Annotated in this window: 22 protein-coding genes; 15 read left to right on the forward strand and 7 right to left on the reverse strand. The window is 68.0% G+C overall.

The genetic code is table 11. The features are described 5' to 3' along the window. Window positions 1–5: 5 nt before the first annotated feature. From purM to D7252_RS07170, 3 genes are read left to right on the forward strand one after another with little or no spacing between them, the layout of a single operon-like run. Entirely contained in the window at window positions 6–1,121 is a 1,116-nt protein-coding gene (gene purM / locus D7252_RS07160; protein ID WP_120774752.1) for a phosphoribosylformylglycinamidine cyclo-ligase, read from the forward strand. 6 nt (window positions 1,122–1,127) lie between these two features. Then, window positions 1,128–2,600: an amidophosphoribosyltransferase gene (purF, locus tag D7252_RS07165; RefSeq protein ID WP_120774753.1), complete on the forward strand. Its 1,473-nt coding sequence runs from the start codon at window positions 1,128–1,130 to the stop codon at window positions 2,598–2,600. Further along, window positions 2,600–3,925 carry an MFS transporter gene (locus D7252_RS07170; RefSeq protein WP_120774754.1) on the forward strand — a complete coding sequence of 442 codons (1,326 nt, stop codon included), beginning with the start codon at window positions 2,600–2,602 and terminating at the stop codon, window positions 3,923–3,925. The genes purF and D7252_RS07170 overlap by 1 nt, the downstream gene beginning before the upstream one ends. 100 nt (window positions 3,926–4,025) lie before the next feature. On the opposite strand, the gene D7252_RS07175 is transcribed toward D7252_RS07170, so the two are convergent. Next, entirely contained in the window at window positions 4,026–4,211 is a 186-nt protein-coding gene (locus D7252_RS07175) for a DUF3073 domain-containing protein (RefSeq protein WP_017204296.1), read from the reverse strand. A gap of 148 nt (window positions 4,212–4,359) precedes the next feature. Between D7252_RS07175 and D7252_RS07180 the strand changes: the two genes are divergently transcribed. Both D7252_RS07180 and D7252_RS07185 read left to right on the forward strand, forming a co-directional pair. After that, a complete protein-coding gene (locus D7252_RS07180) occupies window positions 4,360–4,902 on the forward strand; it encodes a universal stress protein (RefSeq protein WP_120774755.1) in 543 nt (180 codons plus the stop codon). Window positions 4,903–4,941: 39 nt separating this feature from the next. Beyond that, window positions 4,942–5,169, forward strand: coding sequence for a DUF6457 domain-containing protein (locus tag D7252_RS07185; RefSeq protein ID WP_120774756.1), 228 nt, complete (start codon window positions 4,942–4,944; stop codon window positions 5,167–5,169). A 134-nt stretch (window positions 5,170–5,303) separates the two neighbouring features. On the opposite strand, the gene D7252_RS07190 is transcribed toward D7252_RS07185, so the two are convergent. Further along, window positions 5,304–5,936: a helix-turn-helix transcriptional regulator gene (locus D7252_RS07190; protein ID WP_120774757.1), complete on the reverse strand. Its 633-nt coding sequence runs from the start codon at window positions 5,934–5,936 to the stop codon at window positions 5,304–5,306. After that, window positions 5,933–6,775 (reverse strand): DUF4097 family beta strand repeat-containing protein, encoded by an 843-nt coding sequence (locus D7252_RS07195; protein WP_120774758.1) that lies wholly within the window; start codon window positions 6,773–6,775, stop codon window positions 5,933–5,935. Before D7252_RS07195 ends, D7252_RS07190 begins: the two co-directional genes overlap by 4 nt. A 227-nt stretch (window positions 6,776–7,002) precedes the next feature. Between D7252_RS07195 and D7252_RS07200 the strand changes: the two genes are divergently transcribed. From D7252_RS07200 to D7252_RS07220, 5 genes are all read left to right on the forward strand, one after another. Next, entirely contained in the window at window positions 7,003–7,803 is an 801-nt protein-coding gene (locus D7252_RS07200) for a MerR family transcriptional regulator (protein ID WP_120774759.1), read from the forward strand. 181 nt (window positions 7,804–7,984) lie between these two features. Continuing rightward, window positions 7,985–8,236: a cupin domain-containing protein gene (locus tag D7252_RS07205; protein WP_120774760.1), complete on the forward strand. Its 252-nt coding sequence runs from the start codon at window positions 7,985–7,987 to the stop codon at window positions 8,234–8,236. Between the two features lie 251 nt (window positions 8,237–8,487). Further along, window positions 8,488–9,000: a hypothetical protein gene (locus D7252_RS07210; RefSeq protein ID WP_120774761.1), complete on the forward strand. Its 513-nt coding sequence runs from the start codon at window positions 8,488–8,490 to the stop codon at window positions 8,998–9,000. Between the two features lie 290 nt (window positions 9,001–9,290). Further along, on the forward strand, window positions 9,291–9,665 hold the full coding sequence (locus D7252_RS07215) for a hypothetical protein (RefSeq protein WP_120774762.1): 375 nt from the start codon (window positions 9,291–9,293) through the stop codon (window positions 9,663–9,665). A 4-nt stretch (window positions 9,666–9,669) separates the two neighbouring features. Next, window positions 9,670–10,467 carry a nitroreductase family protein gene (locus D7252_RS07220; RefSeq protein ID WP_120774763.1) on the forward strand — a complete coding sequence of 266 codons (798 nt, stop codon included), beginning with the start codon at window positions 9,670–9,672 and terminating at the stop codon, window positions 10,465–10,467. A 12-nt stretch (window positions 10,468–10,479) separates the two neighbouring features. Here D7252_RS07220 and D7252_RS07225 read toward each other — a convergent pair whose 3' ends face one another. Beyond that, on the reverse strand, window positions 10,480–12,006 hold the full coding sequence (locus tag D7252_RS07225; RefSeq protein WP_120774764.1) for an FAD-dependent oxidoreductase: 1,527 nt from the start codon (window positions 12,004–12,006) through the stop codon (window positions 10,480–10,482). Between the two features lie 86 nt (window positions 12,007–12,092). Here D7252_RS07225 and D7252_RS07230 point away from each other — a divergent pair, with 86 nt between their 5' ends. The 4 genes from D7252_RS07230 (at window position 12,093) to D7252_RS07245 (ending at window position 16,726) form a co-directional block, all read left to right on the forward strand. Next, a complete protein-coding gene (locus D7252_RS07230) occupies window positions 12,093–12,491 on the forward strand; it encodes a CrcB family protein (protein ID WP_259461062.1) in 399 nt (132 codons plus the stop codon). Continuing rightward, window positions 12,488–12,847, forward strand: coding sequence for a CrcB family protein (locus D7252_RS07235; RefSeq protein WP_120774766.1), 360 nt, complete (start codon window positions 12,488–12,490; stop codon window positions 12,845–12,847). Before D7252_RS07230 ends, D7252_RS07235 begins: the two co-directional genes overlap by 4 nt. A 77-nt stretch (window positions 12,848–12,924) precedes the next feature. Further along, window positions 12,925–13,524, forward strand: coding sequence for a TetR/AcrR family transcriptional regulator (locus tag D7252_RS07240; protein ID WP_120774767.1), 600 nt, complete (start codon window positions 12,925–12,927; stop codon window positions 13,522–13,524). A 16-nt stretch (window positions 13,525–13,540) separates the two neighbouring features. Next, window positions 13,541–16,726, forward strand: coding sequence for an efflux RND transporter permease subunit (locus D7252_RS07245; RefSeq protein ID WP_120774768.1), 3,186 nt, complete (start codon window positions 13,541–13,543; stop codon window positions 16,724–16,726). Window positions 16,727–16,804: 78 nt separating this feature from the next. Here the strand turns inward: D7252_RS07245 and D7252_RS07250 are convergent, their stop codons facing one another. Continuing rightward, on the reverse strand, window positions 16,805–17,701 hold the full coding sequence (locus tag D7252_RS07250; RefSeq protein ID WP_120776856.1) for an aldose 1-epimerase family protein: 897 nt from the start codon (window positions 17,699–17,701) through the stop codon (window positions 16,805–16,807). A gap of 263 nt (window positions 17,702–17,964) precedes the next feature. Between D7252_RS07250 and D7252_RS07255 the strand changes: the two genes are divergently transcribed. Further along, window positions 17,965–20,277, forward strand: coding sequence for a DEAD/DEAH box helicase (locus D7252_RS07255; protein WP_120774769.1), 2,313 nt, complete (start codon window positions 17,965–17,967; stop codon window positions 20,275–20,277). 155 nt (window positions 20,278–20,432) lie between these two features. On the opposite strand, the gene D7252_RS07260 is transcribed toward D7252_RS07255, so the two are convergent. Both D7252_RS07260 and D7252_RS07265 read right to left on the reverse strand, forming a co-directional pair. After that, window positions 20,433–20,972 (reverse strand): YaeQ family protein, encoded by a 540-nt coding sequence (locus tag D7252_RS07260; protein WP_120774770.1) that lies wholly within the window; start codon window positions 20,970–20,972, stop codon window positions 20,433–20,435. Between the two features lie 49 nt (window positions 20,973–21,021). Continuing rightward, a complete protein-coding gene (locus D7252_RS07265; RefSeq protein WP_120774771.1) occupies window positions 21,022–22,179 on the reverse strand; it encodes a helix-turn-helix domain-containing protein in 1,158 nt (385 codons plus the stop codon). Between the last annotated feature and the right edge of the window lie 14 nt (window positions 22,180–22,193).

Raw genomic sequence — 22,193 nt, forward strand, 5'->3', positions numbered from 1 at the left:
AACGGGTGGCTGCCTCCCCCACCAATCCCTATTCCGAAGCCGGCGTCGACACCGCTGCAGGTGATCTCGCCGTCGAGCTGATGAAGTCTTCCGTGCGCGCGACGCACGGCCCCGAAGTGCTCGGCGGGTTCGGCGGCTTCGCCGGGCTCTTCGACGCCAGTGCGCTGCGCGAGTTCCGTCGCCCGCTGCTCGCGACCAGCACCGACGGCGTCGGCACGAAGGTCGCCATCGCTCAGGCGATCGACAAGCACGACACGATCGGCCAAGACCTCGTCGGGATGGTCGTCGACGACATCGTCGTGGTCGGCGCGAAGCCGCTGTTCATGACCGACTACATCGCGTGCGGCAAGGTGTTCCCTCAGCGCATCGCCGACATCGTCCGCGGCATCGCCGAAGCATGCGCGGACACGGGCACCGCACTCGTCGGTGGCGAGACCGCCGAGCATCCGGGGCTCCTCGGCCCGCGCGACTACGACGTCGCCGGCGCTGCCACCGGAGTCGTCGAAGCCGACGCGATCCTGGGTGCTGAGCGCGTCCAAGACGGCGACGTGGTGATCGCGATCGCCTCCAGTGGACTCCACTCCAACGGCTTCTCCCTGGTGCGCCACATCGTCACCGGCGCCGGCATCACCTATGCCGACACCGCCGCAGACTTCGGCACGACCTGGGGTGAGGCCCTCCTCGAGCCGACCCGCCTTTACACGCTTCCGCTGCTGCGGCTGATCGAGCACCTTCCCGGTTCGGTGCATGCTCTCAGCCACGTCACGGGCGGTGGGATCGCGGCGAACCTCTCGCGAGTGCTTCCGCAGGGGAGCTGGGCCGAGGTCGACCGCAGCACCTGGTCGCCGAGCGCCGTCTTCCGCGTGCTCAGTGACATCGCGGGCTCGACGCTCGAGTCCGCCGAAGGCACCTGGAACCTCGGCATCGGCTTCCTCGCGGTGATCGCCGCAGAGCAGAAGGATGCGGCGATCGCGGCGCTCGCCGCAGAGGGAATGCCGGCCTGGCAGGTGGCCACCGTCGGTTTCGGTGGGCGCCCGGCAGGGGAATTCGAAGAAGGCGCCAAGGGCGTCGAGGGTGGAGCTGTGCGCCTGGTCGGCGCGTACGCGGACGGAGCGAAGTAAGAGCCCATGTGCGGCATCGTCGGAATGGTGGGGTCTGCCCCGGTCAATCAGGACATCTACGACGCACTCCTGCTGCTGCAGCATCGCGGCCAGGATGCGACAGGCATCGCCACGGCGGAGGCCAACGGCGTCATGCACAACGCGAAGGCGCAGGGCATGGTGCGCGAGGCGTTCCGCACGCGCGACATGCGCGCCCTGTTGGGGAACGTCGGACTCGGGCACGTGCGCTACGCCACGAAGGGCACGGCATCCAACGAGGAGGAGATGCAGCCGTTCTACGTGAACGCGCCGTACGGCATCATCCTCATCCACAACGGGAACCTCACCAACACGCGTGAGCTCACCGCCGACATGGCGCAGCGCGACCGCCGCCACCTGAACTCCTCCAGCGACACCGAGCTGCTGCTCAATGTCCTCGCGGGCGAGCTGCAGAACACGACGTCCGCCGTCGACCTGGAGCCGGAGCGCATCTTCGAGGCGGTCGCGCGCACGCAGGAGCGCATCGAAGGCGCCTACGCCGTGATCGCGGTGATCGCCGGGTACGGTCTCCTCGCATTCCGTGATCCCTTCGGCATCCGCCCGCTGATCCTCGGACGTCGTCCGTCGACCGTGCCGGGCGCCGAGGGCGAAGACGAGTGGGTCGTCGCGAGTGAATCGCTCGTTCTCGAGAACGGTGACTACGACGTCGTTCGCGAGGTCGAACCAGGAGAGGCCGTCTTCATCTCCAATGCGGGCGAGCTGTTCACCAAGCAGTGCGCGGTCTCGACCCTGCTGGCGCCGTGCGCGTTCGAGTATGTCTATCTCGCACGTCCCGACTCCGTCATGAACGGCATCTCGGTGTACGAGTCGCGTCTGCGGATGGGGGATCGTCTCGCCGACACGATCGCCAAGCACGTGCCGATGGACAAGATCGATGTCGTGATGCCGATCCCGGACTCGTCCCGCCCGGCCGCGATGGAGGTCGCCCGCAAGCTCGGTATCGAGTACCGCGAAGGCTTCTACAAGAACCGTTACGTCGGTCGCACCTTCATCATGCCCGGCCAGGCGGTGCGCAAGAAGAGCGTGCGACAGAAGCTGAACGCCATGTCGACGGAGTTCCAGGGCAAGAACGTGCTCCTCATCGATGACTCGATCGTGCGCGGGACGACGTCCAAGGAGATCATCCAGATGGCGCGGGATGCCGGGGCGGCCTCCGTGACCTTCGCATCCGCGGCGCCGCCGGTACGGCATCCGCACGTCTACGGAATCAACATGCCGTCGCGTCACGAGCTGATCGCGCACGGAAGGACGATCCCTGAGATCGCAGAAGTGCTCGGTTGTGATCACCTGGTCTATCAGGAGGTCGACGACTTGAAGGCGGCGATCATCGAGGGGTCCGCTCTGACCGATCTCGACATGAGCTGCTTCGACGGCCACTACGTCACCGGCACCGTCTCCGACGAATACCTGGCTTGGGTGGAGGGGTCGCAGACCTCTTGATGGCCGGGTCTTCCGGTCTGTCGGCAGGCCGGCCGCTCTGGCAGGGCCGCGGCCTCGCGATGGTCGGGATCATCCTGGTCGCGTTCTCGCTGCGCTCGGCCGTCGCCTCGCTGTCGCCCGTGATCGACCACATCGCCCGGGACTTCGCCGTGTCGTCGGTGGTGGTGGGGCTGATCGGCGCGGCGCCGCCGGTGTGCTTCGCCGTCTTCGGTCTGCTGACCCCGCTGTTCGAGCGGAGGTTCGGGCTCGAGCGCGTCGCGATCGCTGCCATCACACTGATGGCGACGGGTCTGCTGCTGCGCGGTCTGGCGTTCGACTCGGTGAGCCTGCTCGCGGCCACCGCGGTGGTGTTCGCGGGCGTCGGGTCCGGCAACGTACTCCTGCCGCCCTTGGTGAAGAAGTACTTCCCCGACCGCATCGGCGTCATGATGACGGTGTATTCGACGACGCTGGCGGTGTCCACATTCCTGCCGCCGCTGGTCGCGGTGCCGGTCGCCGACTCCCTCGGCTGGCGGGTGTCGTTGGGCATGTGGGGCGTCGTCGCCGCCGTCGCTCTGGTTCCCTGGGTGACGCTGCTCATCCGCGAGCGATCGGCGCCGGTCGTCCGGGCCTCGCCCCGCGTGGTCGAGGACGATCCCGACGATGGCCACCACGACGTGCAGGATGCCGTGGCCGTCGCCACCGGCCCGATATCGACTGCCCCGGCGAACCCGCGATACTTCGGCCGCCTCTGGCGTCTGCCGTTGGCGTGGGCGCTCGCGCTCGTCTTCGGCACGTCGTCGACGATGGCGTACGTCTCATTCGCCTGGTTGCCCACCCTCCTCGTCGATGTCGGAGGTGTCAGCCCCGCCACCGCCGGGTTCCTGCTTTCGCTGTTCGCGCTGATCGGTCTGCCGTGCTCGCTGATCGTGCCGATCCTCGTGGTGCGATTCCAGGCGACGCGACCCCTCTTCTTCGTCGCCGTCGCCGGCGGGCTGGTCGGCCTCGCCGGTCTGCTGTTCGTGCCCACCGTGGCGTTGCCGCTGTGGGTGTGCATCTTCGGTCTCACGGCCATCATGTTCCCGTTGAGCCTCGTGCTGCTCAGCATCCGTGCGCGCAACCCGGAGAGCGCTGTGGCGCTGAGCGGATTCGTGCAGAGCATCGGGTACGCGATCGCCGCGGTCTTCCCGCTGCTGGTCGGCTTGCTGCATGAGACGACCGGAGGCTGGCGGGTTCCGCTCGTCGTGGTCGCCGCCGTGCTCGTGGTGTCGATCCCCGCGGGCATCGTCGCCGGGCGTCGGCGCACTATTGAAGAAGAGTGGGAGCGCCGCTACGGGCGCTGGTGACGCGCGCGCTGATCGCCGAGTCCTGGAGGCCCATCCGCGCCGCCCGGATACGACGAAACCCCCGTGGGTCGCACGGGGGAGAGGTTGGGCGGAGGGGCGGTTAGGCCTTCTCCAGCTCGTCCTCGTCTTCGTCTGCGTAGTCGTCGGCCCACTTATCGACATAGGCGTCTTCATCGGTCGGATGAGCCAATTCGCGCTCGAGCGCGGAATAGTTCACCGACGGACTGTACGCCTTGAGTTCGCGGGCGATCTTGGTGTGTTTCGCCTTCTGACGGCCACGGCCCATGCGCGAGACCCCCTCACGAGTTTAGCTGCGGGCGGCAGGAGCCCACGCGTTTCACGACACCGGTTCGAGGCCGGTAAGAGTAGCATTCAGAATAGCACGCGCGTCAGCCCCTTCGGCTGATGCCAGGCTGGAGAAGGGAGCGATCCTCATGACCGACAGCACCTCGACTCCGTCCGATGAGGCTGCACAGAACGCGATGCTGCAGAAAGCCGTCATCGTGGGGATGCAGCCCGATCAGAATCCTCGCGTCCTCGACGAGGCCACGCGGTACGCGCGGTTGCTGAACGCTCCGCTCGTGGTCGTCCATGTCGACGTCACCCGATTCGTCACATACGAAGACCCGGACGGGTACGTCCACTCCGCCCCGATCGACATCAACTTCGATGCGGGAACCGCGGAATTCGAGGCTGTTCAGGCGTCTGCCGCTGCGTTGCTCGACGGCACAGGGATCACCTGGACCGCTCGTCAGCTGGTCGGCGATCCCGCCCTTTCGATCAAGAAGCTCGCGGAGCGGCTCGATGCGCAGCTGATCGTCGTCGGTACTCGCAAGCGCGGGATCGGGGAATCGATCCGGGAGTTCTTCACCGGATCCGTGGCGGCTCGGCTGGCACACCGTCAGCACCGTTCGATTCTCGTGGTGCCGCTGGGCGAGTCGGTCCCGGATGATCAGAAGGAGATCTGGCCGGAATGACGGTCCGTTCGGTCAGGACGCCAGCGGAGGGGCGCGCACATGGTCGACGCGCCCGATGAACTGTCGGCGTGGGTCGAGGGTCTCGCCGTAGCGCTGGGTGTCGAGGGCGAGGTCCCGGTCGACGACCTCCTGAATCTCACCAGAGAGGCCGCGCACGGGGTCACGCGTCCCGCGGGGCCGTTGACGACCTACCTCGTGGGCCGTGCCGTCGCCCAGGGAACCCCGCTCGCCGAAGCCATCGTCATCGCTCGCGCTCACATCGGCTGACGGCAGGTGCCGTCCGTTCCGGTGTCATCGGCGGCGGCGGCGTGCGCACGACGAAACGCCCCTCGACTCGACCCGCAGGTCGAACGCCGAGAGGCGTCTCGTCTTCCCACTCGCCGTCCGACGAGTGCTGTCGCTCAGCGCGCGGGGCGCAGCCCGTCGAGAGCGGAGACCACTCCGTGAGCGGCAGCATCCAAGCCATTCTCCAGATCGGTCACGACGGATGCCGGCAGCACTCCGCCCTTCGCCACATGAGTGCGGAGGTCTGTGCGGACCTGCGCGCGGAAGGCGTTGATGAGGGCGTCAGCGCGGTGGAGCTCTTCGCGACTGGTCGCCCTGGCGTCGTCGGCGGCGGACGCGGGTCGGTTCTTCGCCGACTGGCGTTCATCGTGAGCTGCGGATGCGAGATCGGCGCGGAGGCTCTTCATCGCGTCCTTCACGCTCTGGCGTACCTCGTTGGCGATCAGGCGGACCGAGTCGGTGAGGCCGGCCTCGATACCGGCCAGGTCGCCTTCTCGCGATGCCAGCTCGGCGCGACCGGCATCCGTGATCGCATAGATCGTGGTGCGGCCGTCGACGGTCTTGGTGACGAGGCCCTCTTCCTCGAGCTTTGCCAGGCGAGGATAGATCGTGCCGGCGCTCGGGGTGTAGGTGCCTCCCGTGCGGTCGGTGAGCGACTGGATGATGCCGTACCCGTGCTGCGGTGCTTCAGCGAGCAGTGACAGCAGGTACAGGCGCAGGTCGCCGTGGGAGAACACTGCGGGACTCATGCTTCCTCCCATTCGGGGTCGTTCGTGATGGATGCGGGGGAGCGGCGGAGCACAGTGACGCCACCGGAGACGGAGTTCGCCCGGAGGTCGACGAATCGGCCCGAAAGCTCACCGGTCGTGCCGTTGTAATTGCTGGGGCCTGAAGAGCTGCGCTCCACTCCGTCGATCAGCAGTCGACCGCTCAGCGTGCGGACGACGTAGTTCGCGGCGAGTGACTCGTCGAGGCGCACGGTCGTCCCACCGGATACGGAGTTGACGGTGATCGTGTTCACGTCGCCCGCGGCATCCACCAGCGTCGAGCCGGAGACGATGTCGATCGTCGCCTTGCGGATGGTGCCGGTGACGGCCACGTCGTCCGAGACGCTGTTGGCGCTGAGAGAGCCCGTGAGTCCGCGGACCTGCACGTCGCCGGAGACGGAGTTGACGGTGAGGTCGCCGATCAGGGTGTCGACGATGATGTCACCGGACACTGTGTTGAGGCGAGTGTCGTTGCGGATGCCGGAGACCAGGGCGCCGGCGCTGACGACGCCGAGGTTCAGCGCGATGGAGCGGGGGACGGCGACGCTGACCTCTGCGCGCGGACCGCCGGAGCCGAAGTTGCGGAAGACCTCGAGGAAGTTGTCCCAGCCGAGCTGCGGGTGGTCGATCTCGACTTCACCGTCGCGCGCTTCGATGCGGAGGTCCTTGGTGGTCACCCCGTGCACCTCGATGCGGATGCCGGGTTCGTCGTGGGCGATGATGTCGACCTGTCCGCCGACAAGACCGACCTTGAGACGGGTGACGGATTCGATGTCGATGACGCGTTCCTCGCCCGGGGCGATGAGCCACTTCTCGGTCATGTCTGCTCTCCTGGTTCGTGGGGGATCACGATATATCGTGTGCGAGAGAGAGTAACACGATATATCTCGACCCTGTCAAGCCGATTCCACGTTCTCGCCGCAAACATCCAGCTACGTCACTGCACGATCGATGATCCCCCCCCCGACCGGGGGATCTGGACAGCGCTTGACATTGACGCAGCGTCAACTTCTACGGTGGGAGATATCCATGACGGAGGGAGGACGCTGTGCACACGGACGACTGGCCGATCCAAGACATCGCGCGGCTGGCAGGAACGACGAGCCGGACGCTGCGGCATTACGACGACATCGGGTTGTTGCGACCGTCGCGCATCGCGCCGAACGGCTACCGCCACTACGACGGAGAGTCGCTCGTGCGTCTGCAGCGCATCCTGCTGCTGCGCGAACTCGGATTGGGGCTGCCGCAGATCGCCGAGGTGCTCCGGCCCTCGGAAGGCTCGGCCGGGGCTGCCTCTGGCGAAGCTTCCGCCCTGGAGACCCACCTCGCCCTGCTGCGCGAGGAACAAGACCGGCTGGCGCGACAGATCGCGTCGGTCGAATCGACCATCAGAGCACTGAGAGGAGGTGAGAATCTCATGGCAGAGAACATGTTTGACGGTTTCGACCACACCCAGTACAAGGAGGAGGTCGAAGATCGCTGGGGAAAGAAGGCCTACGCCGACAGCGACCGCTGGTGGCGCGGCATGACCGACACCGAGCGCGCCGATTGGCAGAAGCGCGTGTCCGACCTCGGTCGTGACTGGGCCGGGGCCGCGGAGAGCGGCATCGACCCGGCATCCGCCGAGGCTCAGGGCATCGCCCGGCGCCACGTCGAGTGGCTGACGAGCGTGCCCGGCACCCCGGCATCCGTCCCTGGCGGTGACGTCAAGGACTACGTGATCGGGCTCGGCGAGATGTACGTCGCAGACCCGCGCTTCGGTGCGAACTACGTGACATCGGACGGTGGCACCCGCGGTGCCGAGTTCGTCCGCGACGCGCTCCGCATCTACGCGGAGGGCAACCTCTGAGTGACGTCGTCGTGACAGCGCTGAGTGGGAGGGGGCAGTCGCCTCTTCCCACTTCGTCGACACCAGCATCGACAGGCCCTTCCATTCCGCAGGGGAGAAGATCGACGTACTCGCGCGCATCGCGCTCGCGGGTGTCGACCTTCCGCAGGGCGCGACTCCGCTGGAAGGACGCGAGCTGCGCATGCGCAGGGTCGTCATCGGGCCCGGTGGCGTCATCGCCGCGCACCCGCACGCCAACCGCCCGGCGATCGTCTACATCTCCACGGGGCGGCTTCTGGAGTTCCGCACCGATCGTGAGGAGGCCGTCGAGCACGTGGCGCCCGCGGTCGTCGTACCCGCCGCTGAGCACTGGTGGCGGAACCCGGGCGACGAGGACGCCGTGATCATCGGGGCGGACCTCCTCGATCCCGCTTCCGACCCCGCCCAGGGCTAGGGCTCCGTCGGAGGAACGGCGACCACTTAGTCGAGGGGCGCGCATACTCATCCACCGCCGGAGGCTACGCAATCTCGGGTCCCACGGGCTGCGGACGCAGATGACCGCGAAAGACTGCACACGGGATCCGCGCTCGCCGCGGATTCGGGGAGGGCTCGGGTCCCTCCCCTGTTGCGGGGTGGTCCCACGCCACCCCGCAACACGAATCCCGGGCCGTTGCCCATCCCGTTTCCCGAAGAGAAAGGCCGTCCGTGACGACGTCGACCAAGACCGCCAAGCGCGCAGCGCCGATCGAGACCGCTGAACCCCTCGATCGGGGCAAGGACCTGGAACTGTCCGCCGGCCTCACCGCGGCGCGGATCGTGCGCTCTGCCCCCGGAGGCACGTACGGCTTGCTGGACTTCTTCGACAAGGACACCTGGATCTCTTTGCTGGGGGAAGGCCACGGTGTCGACGTGCTCAACGGAACGATCCTCGGAGCAGCAGGTGCGGTCGCGGCACGGGGCCTGACGGAGTTCGACCTGGACTTCCCGCTCGAGGCGTCGCTCACGGCGATCAGCCAGGACGACCTGCGGATCGCGCGTCGGTGGCTTGCAACGGCTCTCGCCACGTCATCCGGCACGACGGCTCATTCGCGGGAGCCGGCGATTCTGCTCGCGGCGCGAGGGTGGACGGGCAACTCGCTCCGGATCACGTCGCTCGTGCTGGCCGTGGTCTGCCTCGCTGTCCACTCGGTGAGTGTGGCAAAGCATCGGCGGAGATGACGCGGCTACTCAACCGCGCCGGGTAGACGCTCAATGCGCGCCCCAATCCCTACTCAATCGTCGGCCGGGGTGCCGGCGGAGGGCGGGGGCCGGGCACGCTGGAACTGTTGTCAGACCTGCTGTTCTTCTCCTCGGACGGCACCTCCCGACTGACAGCTGCTCAGAGCGCAACCTCTGACGCACGGACGGGGTGGCGCTCGGGGCTTGGGGAAGACTCAGCGCCACCCCGATCCGGCCGTCGAAGGCTCGGCTCCGCGGACAGACCCGCCCCCGGGCGTAAGGTCGATTTCATGGGTTCCGGTCGTACCCCCCGAAGCGGGGCGCCACTGTTCGCGGCGACGGCTCTGAGCTACGGCGCCAACTGCATGCTGGGGGCGGCGGTCGCGCTGAAGCTCATCGACACCCGCGACTTCCGCTGGGTGCACCACGCGCTCTACATCGCCACCAGCGCCTTCACGGTCGCGGCCGTCAGCGCAGGGTGGTGGGGCTCGCCCGTGTCGCCCTCCCGCCCCGCCGCGATCGCCCTCGTGCCGGCCGTGGTGCCGCTCGCCGTCATCCCGTATGCGGGCACCCGCGGCAGACGCCATCCGCTCGTCGCGCTCGCCGCGGCACCCTTCGTCATCGCGGGCCTGATCCTCGCGTCCCGCCCCGCCAATCGGAAGTGACCACATGGAGCTCCTCGACGCCATCCGCCGCCGTAAGACCACGAACGGGGCGTTCCTGCCCGATCCGGTGTCGGAAGAGCACCAGCGGATCCTGCTGGAAGCGGCCGGGAGAGCGCCCTCGCAGCTGAACAGCCAGCCGTGGCGCTTCGTCGTGATCGAGAACCGCGAGACCATCGATCAGATCGCCCGCATCTCCGGTGAGAGCATGAGCGAAGCGATGTCGAACGGCACCTTCTTCGAGCGCTACAAGCCGTATTTCCGCTTCAGCCAGGCCGAGATGGAGGAGAAGCGCAGCGGGATGCTGTTCGACAAGCTTCCCGCGCCCCTTCGGCCGTTCACCGGGCAGGTATTCACCAAGCGCGGCCAGAGCCTCATGAATGCACTCGGCGTCCCCAAGACGCTCGGCGGCGAGAACCGCAAGCTGGTCGCGGGGTCGCCGCTGCTGCTCGGCGTGATGCTCGATCGAAGCGAATACCGTCCGGGACAGCTGTCGTCGTTCTACTCGGTCTTCAGCATGGGCGCCGCGATGGAGAACATCTGGCTCACGACCGTCGAGCTCGGCATGGGCATCCAGTTCATCTCCTTCCCGATGGAGGTTCCCGGGCGCTGGGATGAGATCGTGAACCTTCTGCACGTGCCGGACGACCTCGAGCTGATGGCTGTGTATCGGCTCGGCTACCTGCCACCCGAGCAGCGTCGTCCTGCCATCGACTGGTCGAGCAGCCAGCGCAAGCTCGTCTCCCAGTACGTCTTCCGGGAAGACTGCGACACGCCCCAGCAGGGCTGGGACGTCACGACCTGACGACGCGAACCATCAGTCGCCGGTCCGCGGCAGGTTCTCGAGGTTGCGGACCGCAGGTCCTTCGATGCGGGTACCGTCCGGGGCGAAGCGGGAGGCGTGCAGGGGGCAATCCCAGGTGCATTCGGCGTCGTTCCAGTCGAGCACGCCACCGAGATGCGTGCACACGGCGCTGACCGCGCGGGTGATGCCGTCGACGGTCGAGATTCCCACCGGGTGGCCTGCGCGTTGGGCGACCACACCGCTGCCCTCAGCCGGACGCTCGACGGGAACCGCCCGAGTCTCGGCATCCACCCACCCGGAAACCGCCGCCGCGGCGACCTTCGCTCCTTCGGTGGCTGCACGGGCGATGTCGGACGGCCGGGTCATGCGGGTGCCGAGAGCGGTCATCCAGCTCGCCCGGTCGCGACGGTCCGTGCCCAGGATCTCCGATGTGATCCTCAACGCGGCGCCCGGCGCATTCGAGAGTCCCCACTTGGCGTATCCGGTGGCGACGCGGATGACGCCGAGCCCTCGCGGCAGGGCGCCGACGAACGGGATGAGGTTGTGCGACTCGTAGTCCTGCGCCGACCAGCGATGTGTCTCCTGCGCGCCGGGAAAATGCTGCGTGGTCCACGCGACGAGGTCTTCGACGGCGGCAGTCTCGCTGTCCGAGCGCCCGACCGGATGGCCGTTGCCGCCGACGATGAGTTGCGCGGTTCCTGCCGGTCCGTCGGCCGCGGAGACCGGGCGGATCGAGCGCGACGGGCTGTCGACGGAGAGAAAGGTCCCTTCCAGTACGTCGCCGGGAACGCGGAACGAGACGCAGTACGACCGACTGCCGCGCACCTTGGAGAAGTAGAGTCCACGGTCGAGGATCGGGGTTCCCGTCGCAAGGACGATGTGATCGGCGAACAGTGGTCCGGCCGCAGTGTCGACGCGTGACTCCCCGAGCGCATGGGCGCCGGTGACACGGACGCCGGTGTGCAGAGTCCCGCCCCCGGTGAGCAGTTCTCTGGCGAGGGCCTGTGCCACGGCGACCGGGTCGATCGTCACCTGGTCATCGAGGGCGACGGCTCCGACGATCGGGAACGGCGCCGTCGGCAGATCGGCGGGCGCCAGCATCCGCGTCGGCAGACCCGCTTCTCGCGCCGCGTCGTGCTGCGATCGCACCGTGTCGACCCCTTCGGCGGTCTGCGCATAGGTATGGTCGGTGCGCCAGGTGTACGGCACGCCGGCAGTGTCGGCGAAAGCGGTCAGCCAGTCCATGCCCGCGCGGTTGGCATCCACGTAGGCCTGCACGAGAGAGGCCGGATGCTGCGCCCTGATCTTCGCCAGCGTCTGCCCCTGGAGAAGCGAGAGCTTGCCCGTGTTCCCACCCGTCGAGAGTTCGGCGACCCGTCCGGCATCGACGACAGCCACATCGAGGCCTGCGCGTGTGAGCATCACAGCCGTCGAGAGCCCGGTGAGTCCGGCGCCGACGACGACGACGTCGTGGTGAGCCCCCGGCTCGAACGGAGAGCCGAGGGGCGTGGTCGGGTCGATCTTCCACAGAGGCTTCATGCTGTCATTCAACGGGGCGAGACGGCTTCCACCCACTGCCTTGACATTCGGTCGGGGCGCTGGCACGGGCGACTACAGTGACGAACGTGAGACTCCGCGCCCTCCTGCTCGTCGCCGCCGGCGGCACCGTCGGAACGGCGGCGCGATTGGGGCTGGGGTTCGCCATCCCGCAGACCGACGGCTTCCCGCTGGCGGTGTTCGTCGCGAACGTCGTCGGCGCTCTGCTGATCGGCGTGTTGGCCGCCCGCCCCTTTCGAGCGCTCGACGAGCCCGCCGCGGCGGATCTCCGACTCCTGGTCGGCACGGGGATGCTCGGCGGATTCACCACGTACAGCGCGTTCACGACGAGCACGGTGTCGCTCTGGCTCGACGCTCCCCTGCTGGCCAGCGTGTACGCCGTCGGGAGTCTCGCGCTCGGGCTCGCCGCCGCCGCTTTCGGGCTGCACCTCGGACGACCGCGCCCGAGTTCGCTGGAGGTGCCGTGAACCCGGGCCTCTTCCTTCTGGCGGCGGTTGCCGGTGGCCTCGGTGCGATGCTGCGCTATCTGGCCGATCTCGGTGTCGCGCGGCTGGCCGGACGCCGTTTCCCCTGGGGGATCATGCTCGTGAACATCAGCGGTTCCTTCGCGCTCGGATTGATCACGACGGCGCTGCCCGATGCGGCATTCCTTCTCGGGGCGGGACTCCTGGGCGGCTATACGACGTTCAGTACGGCGATGCTCGACACGGTGGCCCTTTGGCGTGACGACGAGCGTCGAGGGGCTGCCTTCAATGCGGTCGGGATGCTGCTGCTGGGGCTGGTCGCGGCTGCTGTGGGGCTGCTCGTCGGATCGGTGATCTGAGCCGGACCGGCACCTCTCAGCATCCTCACAATCCGAAAATGTACAAATGTACATGTACGGATCTCAGGGGGTCGCTGATGGGGGAGAGCACGCGTCGTCGACGTGATCCCGAAGCGCGCCGTCGCGAGATCGTGACCGCCGCTGCCGAGCTCATCGTCGAGGTCGGCGCCGATGCCCTCACCCACCGACTGGTCGCAGCCAGAGCCGACGTGCCGCTCGGCGCGACGACCCAGTACTTCGACACGCTCGACGACCTCCGCGCCGCTGCGCTGCGCGTGCTCGCCGACGAGGTCGACGCCCGGCTCGAGGGAGTGCGCGCCGCCCTCGCCGAGCGTGGAGTGACCCCCGCCGTCATCGCCGAGCTGATCACCGCGGGGCTCGAAGACGCCCGTGCGGTCAAGGCGGACCGCGCCGTCGTCACCGCGGCGATTCACGATCCGAAGCTGCGCGAGCTCGCCCGGCACCTCTCCGAGCAGCTCGAAGGCTTCCTCGAACCCACGTACGGCACGGATCGTGCCGTCGCCGCGACGATCTTCATCGACGGCGTCATGTGGAGTACCCACATGCGTGACACCGTGCTCGAGCGCTCCTTCATCGAAACCGTCCTCACCCAGATCCTCGGCGTGCCCGAGACTGATAACACCTCCGGTCGCACCGCAGCGTCCTCCGCACCCTGAACCGAGGAAATCCGCCTTGTCGAATCTCGCCGTCCTGAGCCTGAAGAACCGTGCTCTCATCGCCCTCGTCACGATCGTCGCCGCGGTGTTCGGCGGTCTGGCGCTGACGAACCTCAAGCAGGAGCTCATCCCGTCGCTCGAGCTGCCGGCGCTCGTCGTCATGACGACCTACCCCGGAGCGTCGCCCGAAGTGGTCGAGAACGACGTGTCGACGCCGGTGGAGTCGGCGATCCAGGGCGTGCCCGGCCTGGAATCGACCACCGCGACGAGCACCACCAACGCTTCGATCGTGCAGGCGATGTTCGCCTACGGCACGAACCTCGCCACGGCGGAGCAGAAGATCCAGCAGGCCATCAACCGCATCTCCTCGCAGCTGCCGGAAGACGTCGACCCGCAGGTCCTCTCCGTCTCCATCGATGACTTCCCGGTGATCCAGGTCGCGATCACCGGATTCGAGGACGCGGAGAACGCCCAGGCGGAGCTCGAGACTGTCGCGATCCCCGAACTCGAAGACGTCGACGGCGTCAACGCCGCCGAGATCGTCGGCGGGGTGGGGCAACGGATCACCATCACCCCCGACGTGGCGAAACTCGCTGCCGAAGGGCAGAGCACCCAGGCCATCACCTCGGCGCTCGACCAGAACGGCACCCTCTTCCCCGGTGGGGACATCACCGAGAACGGCCAGACGCTCACGGTGCAGACCGGAGCGAAGATCACCTCGGTCGACGAGATCGCTGCCCTTCCGCTGGTGGGAACGCCCCTGACCATCGGCGACGTGGCGACCGTCGCCCAGGAGTCCGATCCGGTCACCTCGATCTCTCGGGTCGACGGTGAGGACGCTCTCTCGATCTCGATCACGAAGCTCCCCGCGGCCAACACCGTGGAGGTCTCGCAGGGCGTGATCGCGGCGCTCGATGAGATCGGCAAGGCGTTCCCGGATGCCGAGTTCACGATCATCTTCGACCAGGCGCCGTTCATCCAGCAGTCCATCGAGACGCTCGCGACCGAGGGCCTGCTGGGCCTCGTCTTCGCCGTCATCGTCATCCTCGTCTTCCTGCTCTCGATCCGATCCACGCTGGTCACGGCGATCTCCATTCCGACCTCGGTGCTGATCACGTTCATCGGATTGCAGGCCTTCGGTTACTCCCTGAACGTGCTCACCCTGGGAGCGCTGACGATCGCCATCGGTCGTGTGGTCGACGACTCGATCGTCGTCATCGAGAACATCAAGCGTCACTACGTTGGCGATGCCGACAAGGGGGATGCGATCAGGCTGGCGGTGCGCGAGGTCGCGATGGCGATCACCGCATCCACGATCACCACCGTCGCGGTGTTCCTGCCGATCGTCTTCGTGGGCGACATGGTCGGAGAGCTGTTCCGACCGTTCGCGATGACCGTGACGATCGCCATGGTCGCGTCGCTCCTCGTCGCGCTCACGATCGTGCCGGTGCTCGCGTACTGGTTCCTGCGCCCGGGCAAGGAGCTGCGGGACGACGCCGGCAACGTTATCGATCCCGAACATCCGGATGCTCCGCCGACTCCGCTTCAGCGCGTCTACCGCCCGATCCTGGGGTGGACGCTCAAGCACTCCGGGGTGACCGTGGTGCTCGCCGTCGTCGTGCTCGGCGCCACGATCGCCGCTGCTCCGCTGATGAAGGTCAACTTCCTCAGCGACTCCGGTCAGAACACCATGACCGTCACCCAGGATCTCGGTCCCACCGCGAGCCTGCAGGCGAAGTCCGACGCGGCCGTCTCGGTCGAAGACGCACTGCTCGACATCGACGGCATCGAGCACGTGCAGGCTTCGATCGGCACCAGCGGTTCCGCGCTCAGCGACGCCTTCTCGGGCGGCGCAGGCGTCACCTACTCGGTGTTGACCGACGGCGATGCCGACCAGGAGAAGCTGCGCGCCGATGTGCAGGACGCGATCGACGGCCTCGGCGACGAGGTCGGGGAGGTCTCGGTGGCCGCATCCGCAGGCTTCGGCTCCAGCGACATCGAGATCACGGTGTCCGCTTCCAATGCCGAAGATCTGCAGACCGCGACGACGTCGCTGGTCGAAGAGCTCGACGGCGGCGAGGGCATCGGCCAGGTCACGGACAACCTGGCGGCATCCCTGCCGTACATCGCCGTGGTCGTGGACCGGGACGCCGCCGCGCAGCGAGGTCTCTCCGAGGTCGCCGTGGGCTCGATCGTCTCCAACACGATGCGTCCGCAGCAGGCGGGTTCGGTCGAGATCGACGACACCGCGCTGACCGTCTACATCGTCACGCCGGAGCCGCCGACCACCGTCGACGCGCTGCGCACCCTGGAGATCCCGACGCCCCTCGGTGTCGTGCAGCTCCAGGACATCGCGACGGTGGAGGAGCGCAACGGCCCCACCTCGATCACGACGGAGCAGGGTCTGCGCACCGCCACGGTCACCGTGCCGCCGGCATCCGACAACCTCGCCGTCGCGACCCAGTCGGTGACCGAGGCGCTCGCCGCCGCGGAACTTCCCGACGGCGCCTCCGCCGAGGTCGGGGGCGTCGCCTCGCAGCAGGCCGACTCGTTCTCCCAGCTCGGGTTGGCGATGCTCGCCGCGATCCTGATCGTCTACGTGGTGATGGTCGCGACCTTCAAGTCGCTGCGTCAGCCGTTGCTGCTGCTCATCTCCGTGCCGTTCGCCGCGACGGGCGCCATCCTGCTGCAGATCGTCACCGGTGTGCCGCTCGGTGTCGCGTCGCTGATCGGTGTGCTGATGCTCATCGGCATCGTGGTCACCAATGCGATCGTGCTCGTCGACCTGGTCAACCAGTATCGGGAGAAGGGGCTGTCCACCGTCGAGGCGGTGAAGGCCGGGGGCGAGAAGCGTCTGCGTCCCATCCTGATGACCGCACTGGCGACCATCTTCGCGCTCACGCCGATGGCACTCGGGATCACGGGGCACGGCGGCTTCATCTCGCAGCCGCTCGCCATCGTGGTGATCGGCGGCCTGATCTCCTCGACCGTCCTGACCCTCATCGTGCTGCCGACGCTCTACAACCTCGTGGAGGGGGCGAAGGAGCGTCGGCGGGCTCGCAAGGGCGGCGGCGACGGTTCAACGGAGGCCTCCGAAGGCCCCGGACCCGAGGGCCCCTCCGGATCGGGTGATGCCGCCGTCTCCGCGGATTCCTCCGAGGAGCATCACCTCACCCGTCGGGAACTCCGCACCGGTCACTGACCGTCCGGTCGCCGATCGCAGAAAGGGCCCCCTCCGCACCGCGGAAGGGGCCCTTTGTGCGACTCGAAGCGCGGCGACTCAGTCGAGGGAGATGCCCCAGGTGAGGGCCCAGGACTCGTCCGGGGCGAGTCGACGGATGCCGATGCCGCTGTTCAACGCATCTGCCGGCGCGGTCATCGGCTCGATCGCGATCGCGAGATCCTGCCCCGGGTAATTGGTCGCCGTGTAGACCTGCACGAAGTCGAACCCTTCGCCCTGCCACAGCGTGACCCGTCTCCCGTCCGGCGCCGTCAGGGTGGTCCGCACCGAGCCGTCGGCGTCCCGGGTGAGGTCGGTGAATCCCGTGTCGAGGGTGACGTCCCCCACGCGAACGCCCTCGCGCAGAGCGGCATCGGCCGGATGGGCGCCCGTGGGCAGCATCCGCTCGTCGGTCTCGATGGCCGTCGCCGCCGGGACCCGCAGCATGAGGTCGTGCGTGTCGACGTCGCCGATGCCGACGAACGGGTGCGTGCCCAGAGCCACCGGGGCTGCGGTGGCAGAGCGGTTCGTGAGGACGTGCTCGACCGTGATGCCGGTGTCGGTGAGGGAGTAGGTGACGGATGTCTCGATCAGGTACGGGTAGCCCGTCTGGGGCACGACGGTCGCGCGCAGGGTGGCGGCAGCATCCGTCTGCTCGATCTCGTAGGCGGTGAAGCGCAGCAGCCCGTGACTGGCGTTGCCGAACTTCGGCTCGGTGACCGCCAGCTGGCGGGTGGTCCCCTCGTCGTCCCAGGCGCCGTCGCGGACACGGTTCGGCCAGGGGGTGAGGACGACGCCCGAGGCGGACGGAGTCGGCTCATCCTGCGGGTAGGGCGTCACGAGGTCGACGTCGCCGATGCGCAGCCCGCGGAGAGAAGCGCCGACTTGAGCGATCTGAGCCGACACGTCGCCTCGTCGAAGATGCACCTGAGTGCCGGTGGGAGAGAGGGAGTTCACCTCGTTATCGTACGGCGCGCGGAGCACTCTCTCAGGCGCGACCGGTAGACTCCTTCGGTCGGCTTCGGACACCCGCGCACAGCGCGGACGTTTTTGTGTAAGAAGTGTGAGTCCAGGGGCCGATGGTGAACGTCGATCGACGTAAATCAACCATCACATGAATGGCCCCGGCCGCTGACAGTCCGGACCCCGAGCTTGTCGGAGGGTGTCTGCGCGCGTGCGCAGCGCTGTTCTCGTGCTGAGAACCTAGAAGGACAACTGCAATGCCCAAGAGCAAGAAGCCCCGCGGCGGCCGTCCGGCCGCCAACTTCGAACCGCGCTACGGCGCGAAGAAGACCTCTTTCCATGACCGCCACGCCGGTGGTGCCGCCCGCGACGGCGCGCGCCCCGAGCGCGGCGGACGGCCCGATACCGGTGACCGTCGCAGCGCACCTGCGGCCGGCGGCTACGACCGTCGTCCCGGAAGCCGAAGCGCGAGCCACCGCGGATACCGTCCCGCCGAGGCCGAATCCGGTGCGCCCAAGCAGCGCTGGACGGCCTCCGAGCGCGTCGGTCGCGATGAGGCCCGCAGCATCCGAAACCGCGCCGAGTCCGGCCGCCGTGAGGCGCCGCACCACCGGGGCGACGAGCGTCCCCGTCGCGACGACCGCGCAGGGCAGCGGCCCACCGGTCCGGGAACCTACCGCGACGAGCGTGGCGGCCAGCGTTCCGACCGCGACGAGCGTTCGCGGTCCACGGGCGGATCCGAGCGTCGCGGCTTCCGCGACAATGACCACCGCGACGGCGGCCGTCCGGTTCGCGACGATCGTCGCGGCCAGCGCCCGACCGGTCCCGGCAGCTACCGCGACGAGCGTGGCGGTCAGCGCCCCACCGGTGCCGGCAGCTACCGCGACGACCGTGGCGGCCAGCGCTTCGACCGCGACGAGCGTCCGCGTCGTGACGACCGTGGAACCGGGACCCAGGGTCGCGGCTACGACCGTCCGAACCGCGGTGGCGCCGATCGCCCGGAGCGCTCCTACGACGCTGATCGCGCGCGTCGGGCATTCGACCGCGACCGCACCCAGCGTTCGTTCGACGCCCCGCGTGATGAGCGTCCCCGTCGTGACGAGCGCACCTCGTCCGACCGCACCGAACGCCCCCGCTTCGATCGCGATTCCCGCGGTGGCGAGCGGACCCGACCGTCGACCGGTGGCGCGTACCGCACCGATCGCGTGCGCCCGCTGACCTCGGACACCCGTGGTCGTCCGGCCCGCAACGATCGTCCGAGCCGCAACGACTGGAACGCGACGAGCGCCTCCGCGCCGACGACCGCGAAGTTCGAGCCGGGCGCTGACGTGGTGCACGACCGCCTCGAGGCGAAGTCCGTGGAGGCCGTCGAGGTCGACGGTGTGACCTTCGCCGACCTCAAGCTGGGTGCGAACATCGTCGAGACGCTCGCCAACATGGGAGCGGCGACCCCGTTCGCGATCCAAGCGGCGAGCATCCCGGCTGTCCTCGACGGGCGTGACGTGCTGGCCCGTGGCCGCACCGGCTCCGGCAAGACCATCGCGTTCGGTGCACCCCTGGTCGAGCGCGTGCTCCAGTCGCAGGCCGGAAAGCGTCGTGAGTTCGGTCGCTCCCCACGGGCGATCATCCTCGCCCCGACGCGAGAGCTCGCGCTGCAGATCGACCGCACGATTCAGCCGATCGCCCGCAGCGTCGGCCTGTTCACCACCCAGATCTACGGCGGCGTGCCCCAGGGGCGCCAGGTCGGAGCGCTCAAGAAGGGCGTCGACATCGTGATCGGCACCCCCGGCCGCGTCGAGGACCTCATCAATCAGGGCAAGCTCGACCTCTCCGACTGCCGCACCGCGGTGCTCGACGAGGCCGACCACATGTGCGAGCTCGGATTCGTCGAGCCGGTGCAGCGCATCCTGCGGCACACCGCCGACGGCAGCCAGAAGCTTTTGTTCTCGGCGACGCTGGACCGTGAGGTCGCGGCTCTCGTCGATGAGTTCCTGATCGACCCGGCGGTCTTCGAAGTGGCCGGCGAAGACCAGGGATCCAGCACGATCGAGCACCGCGTTCTCGTGATCGAGCACCGGGACAAGGCAGAGATCCTCACGTCGCTCGTCGATCGCGAGGGCAAGACGCTCGTCTTCGCCCGTACCCGCGCGTACGCCGACATGCTTGCCGAGCAGTTCGACGACGCCGGCATCCCCGCGGTTTCGTTGCACGGTGACCTGAACCAGGCGAAGCGCACGCGCAACCTGGAGCGGCTCACCTCGGGACGCGTCAACGTTCTGGTGGCCACGGATGTCGCGGCCCGCGGCATCCACGTCGACGACATCGATCTGGTCGTTCAGGCCGATGCGCCTGACGAGTACAAGACGTACCTGCACCGCTCCGGTCGTACCGGTCGTGCCGGTCGGTCGGGTCGCGTCGTCACGCTGATCACGCGCCAGCGTCAGCGTCGCATGACCGAGTTGCTCGACCGCGCCGAGATCGATGCGCCGTTCGAGAACGCGCGTCTCGACGACGACATCATCGAGGAGATCGCCGGTCGCGTGCCGACCGCGGCAGACCTGACCGCCTGAGCCAGAGGCCGCTCGCGCCGCCCGTGAGGCGCTGCTTCGGAGGAGATCTGCACTGCGGAGGACCGATTCTTCGGAATCAGCCTCCCGTGTGCAGGTCTCCTTCGTCGTGCGGGCGCGGCGGAGTCCGCCGGCCGCGGTCGAGTCGCGCGGCGGGGCTATCCGAGCTCGTGCTCATGGATCGCCGTCGTGACGCTCGTGCCGTTCAGGTCGAGGTACAGCACCTGCTCCGTGACCGTGAGAGTGGCGGTGTTCCGCCGCTCGATCAGCGCGGATGCCGCGTCGATGAACCCCGGGTCGAAACTGTAGACGCGGATCGCGTCGGACCGGTGGATCTTCTTGCCCACCCACGACGCCATCACCTTCGCGGGGTCGCGATGCGTGTAGACCACGGTGCGCTCGGCGAGCCGGCTGCCGTAATGCAGGCGTTCCGCATCGGGTGCGCCGATCTCGATCCAGGCGGTGATCTGCCCGGTCATGTCGCGCGCGAGGACGGCCGGTTCCTCGGTCGATGAGATGCCGTCGCCGAACGCGATCCCCTCGGTGTGCTCGAGTCCGTGGGCGAGGACGCGCGTGAGCATGTACGCGCCGGTCTCCGACGGATGCCGCGCCACACGCAGTGAGTAGTCCTCGTAGACCCCGCGATCCATGTCAGCCAGTTGAACGTCGAAGGTGTGCATGGTGGAGCCGGTAGCCATAACCGAGAAGCCTACGCCGCGCCGGGGCTCACTGACGCCGAGCGCGCGGTCATCTCGCTGCGGCTTCGCGAGCGACGGCGTCCGTGCTGCTCAGGACGATGCGGATCGCACCGGCATCCGCGGGAACGGTCGGGTCGAGATCCGTGGCGAGTGCGAAGCGCGTCAGCCGATTCAGCACCGTGTTGCGGTGGCAGTAGAGCGCTGCTGCGGTGCGGGTGACGGATCCGTTGCCGAGGTACTCGCGCACCGCCTCGATCAGCAGACTCTGCTCGCGTTCCGGTAGAGCGTGGAGCGCTTCGAGAGCCTGACGCGAATACGCGCGGGCGACGGTGCCGAATCGGTCTGTGAAGAGACGATCCCAGTGACGCTCGAGCATTGCGGCTCGGTTCGCGGCGTCGACCAGTGCGGCGAGGTCTCGCGCCACTCTCCACAGCGCGCCGATCTCTTCGGCTCCCTGCGCGATCGGGGGAAGACCCACGGGCAGGGAGCGGAGCGCCTCGAGCTCCCGCGCCGACAGCGAGGCGGCGTCGAGGATGGCGAACTCAGAGCCGTCCAGACGGTCGACCGGCACGGAGGGGAACAGCGTGCGCATGCCGGTGCGGAATTCTGCGGCGAACGGCATGCTGCCCACCACGACCAGGAACGAGCCGACCGGATCGAGGCCGAGGGATTCCGCCGCCTGACGGGGAAGACGGACGTCGCGGCTGCCATCCTCGAGCAGCCGACGCAGCAGGAACGCCCGAGCGAGTTCCAGCTCTCGATCCATGTCGGCGAGTTCGGCCATGTAGCCCGCATGGACGTTCATGGTGTGCACTTCGACGGCATCCCAGATCGTGACGACCTCATCGGCGAACGCCGGGAGGTCCTCTTCCGCCACGTAACCGCGCATCGCGTTCCACAGGAACCGGAAGTCCATGCGAACCGCCCGAAGGAGCGAATCCAAGGGGATGCCCTGACGCGCGCGCCGGCGCCCCAGCCGTTCGGAGTGCGCCATCAACTGGGCGTCCAGGTCGGCTCCGATGATCAGCCCGAAGAGCATCTCCAGTGAGGCTCGAGCGGCGCGGAACAACTCCGCGTCGTCGATCACGGATTCGAGGTATCCGGAGATCGCTCGGACATCGTGCACGTAACGCCACGCGACCTCGTCGATCTCGGAAAGACATGACTCGGCGATCTGTGCCGCGAACGTCCGACGCTGGTTATGCATCTGCACAGTGTAGG

Origin of the sequence: Microbacterium sp. CGR2, from assembly GCF_003626735.1 — a bacterium.
In the GTDB taxonomy this organism is placed as follows: domain Bacteria; phylum Actinomycetota; class Actinomycetes; order Actinomycetales; family Microbacteriaceae; genus Microbacterium.

Bases quoted from the DNA above. Each gene is read 5' to 3' on its own strand.
- D7252_RS07175 (WP_017204296.1), bottom strand. From the start codon at position 4,211: ATGGGCCGTGGCCGTCAGAAGGCGAAACACACCAAGATCGCCCGCGAA.
- purF (WP_120774753.1), top strand. From the start codon at position 1,128: ATGTGCGGCATCGTCGGAATGGTGGGGTCTGCCCCGGTCAATCAGGAC.
- D7252_RS07205 (WP_120774760.1), top strand. From the start codon at position 7,985: ATGCGCAGGGTCGTCATCGGGCCCGGTGGCGTCATCGCCGCGCACCCG.
- D7252_RS07265 (WP_120774771.1), bottom strand. From the start codon at position 22,179: ATGCATAACCAGCGTCGGACGTTCGCGGCACAGATCGCCGAGTCATGT.
- D7252_RS07195 (WP_120774758.1), bottom strand. From the start codon at position 6,775: ATGACCGAGAAGTGGCTCATCGCCCCGGGCGAGGAACGCGTCATCGAC.
- D7252_RS07190 (WP_120774757.1), bottom strand. From the start codon at position 5,936: ATGAGTCCCGCAGTGTTCTCCCACGGCGACCTGCGCCTGTACCTGCTG.
- D7252_RS07225 (WP_120774764.1), bottom strand. From the start codon at position 12,006: ATGAAGCCTCTGTGGAAGATCGACCCGACCACGCCCCTCGGCTCTCCG.
- D7252_RS07220 (WP_120774763.1), top strand. From the start codon at position 9,670: ATGGAGCTCCTCGACGCCATCCGCCGCCGTAAGACCACGAACGGGGCG.
- D7252_RS07260 (WP_120774770.1), bottom strand. From the start codon at position 20,972: ATGGCTACCGGCTCCACCATGCACACCTTCGACGTTCAACTGGCTGAC.
- D7252_RS07180 (WP_120774755.1), top strand. From the start codon at position 4,360: ATGACCGACAGCACCTCGACTCCGTCCGATGAGGCTGCACAGAACGCG.
- D7252_RS07185 (WP_120774756.1), top strand. From the start codon at position 4,942: ATGGTCGACGCGCCCGATGAACTGTCGGCGTGGGTCGAGGGTCTCGCC.
- D7252_RS07240 (WP_120774767.1), top strand. From the start codon at position 12,925: ATGGGGGAGAGCACGCGTCGTCGACGTGATCCCGAAGCGCGCCGTCGC.
- D7252_RS07255 (WP_120774769.1), top strand. From the start codon at position 17,965: ATGCCCAAGAGCAAGAAGCCCCGCGGCGGCCGTCCGGCCGCCAACTTC.
- D7252_RS07215 (WP_120774762.1), top strand. From the start codon at position 9,291: ATGGGTTCCGGTCGTACCCCCCGAAGCGGGGCGCCACTGTTCGCGGCG.
- D7252_RS07170 (WP_120774754.1), top strand. From the start codon at position 2,600: ATGGCCGGGTCTTCCGGTCTGTCGGCAGGCCGGCCGCTCTGGCAGGGC.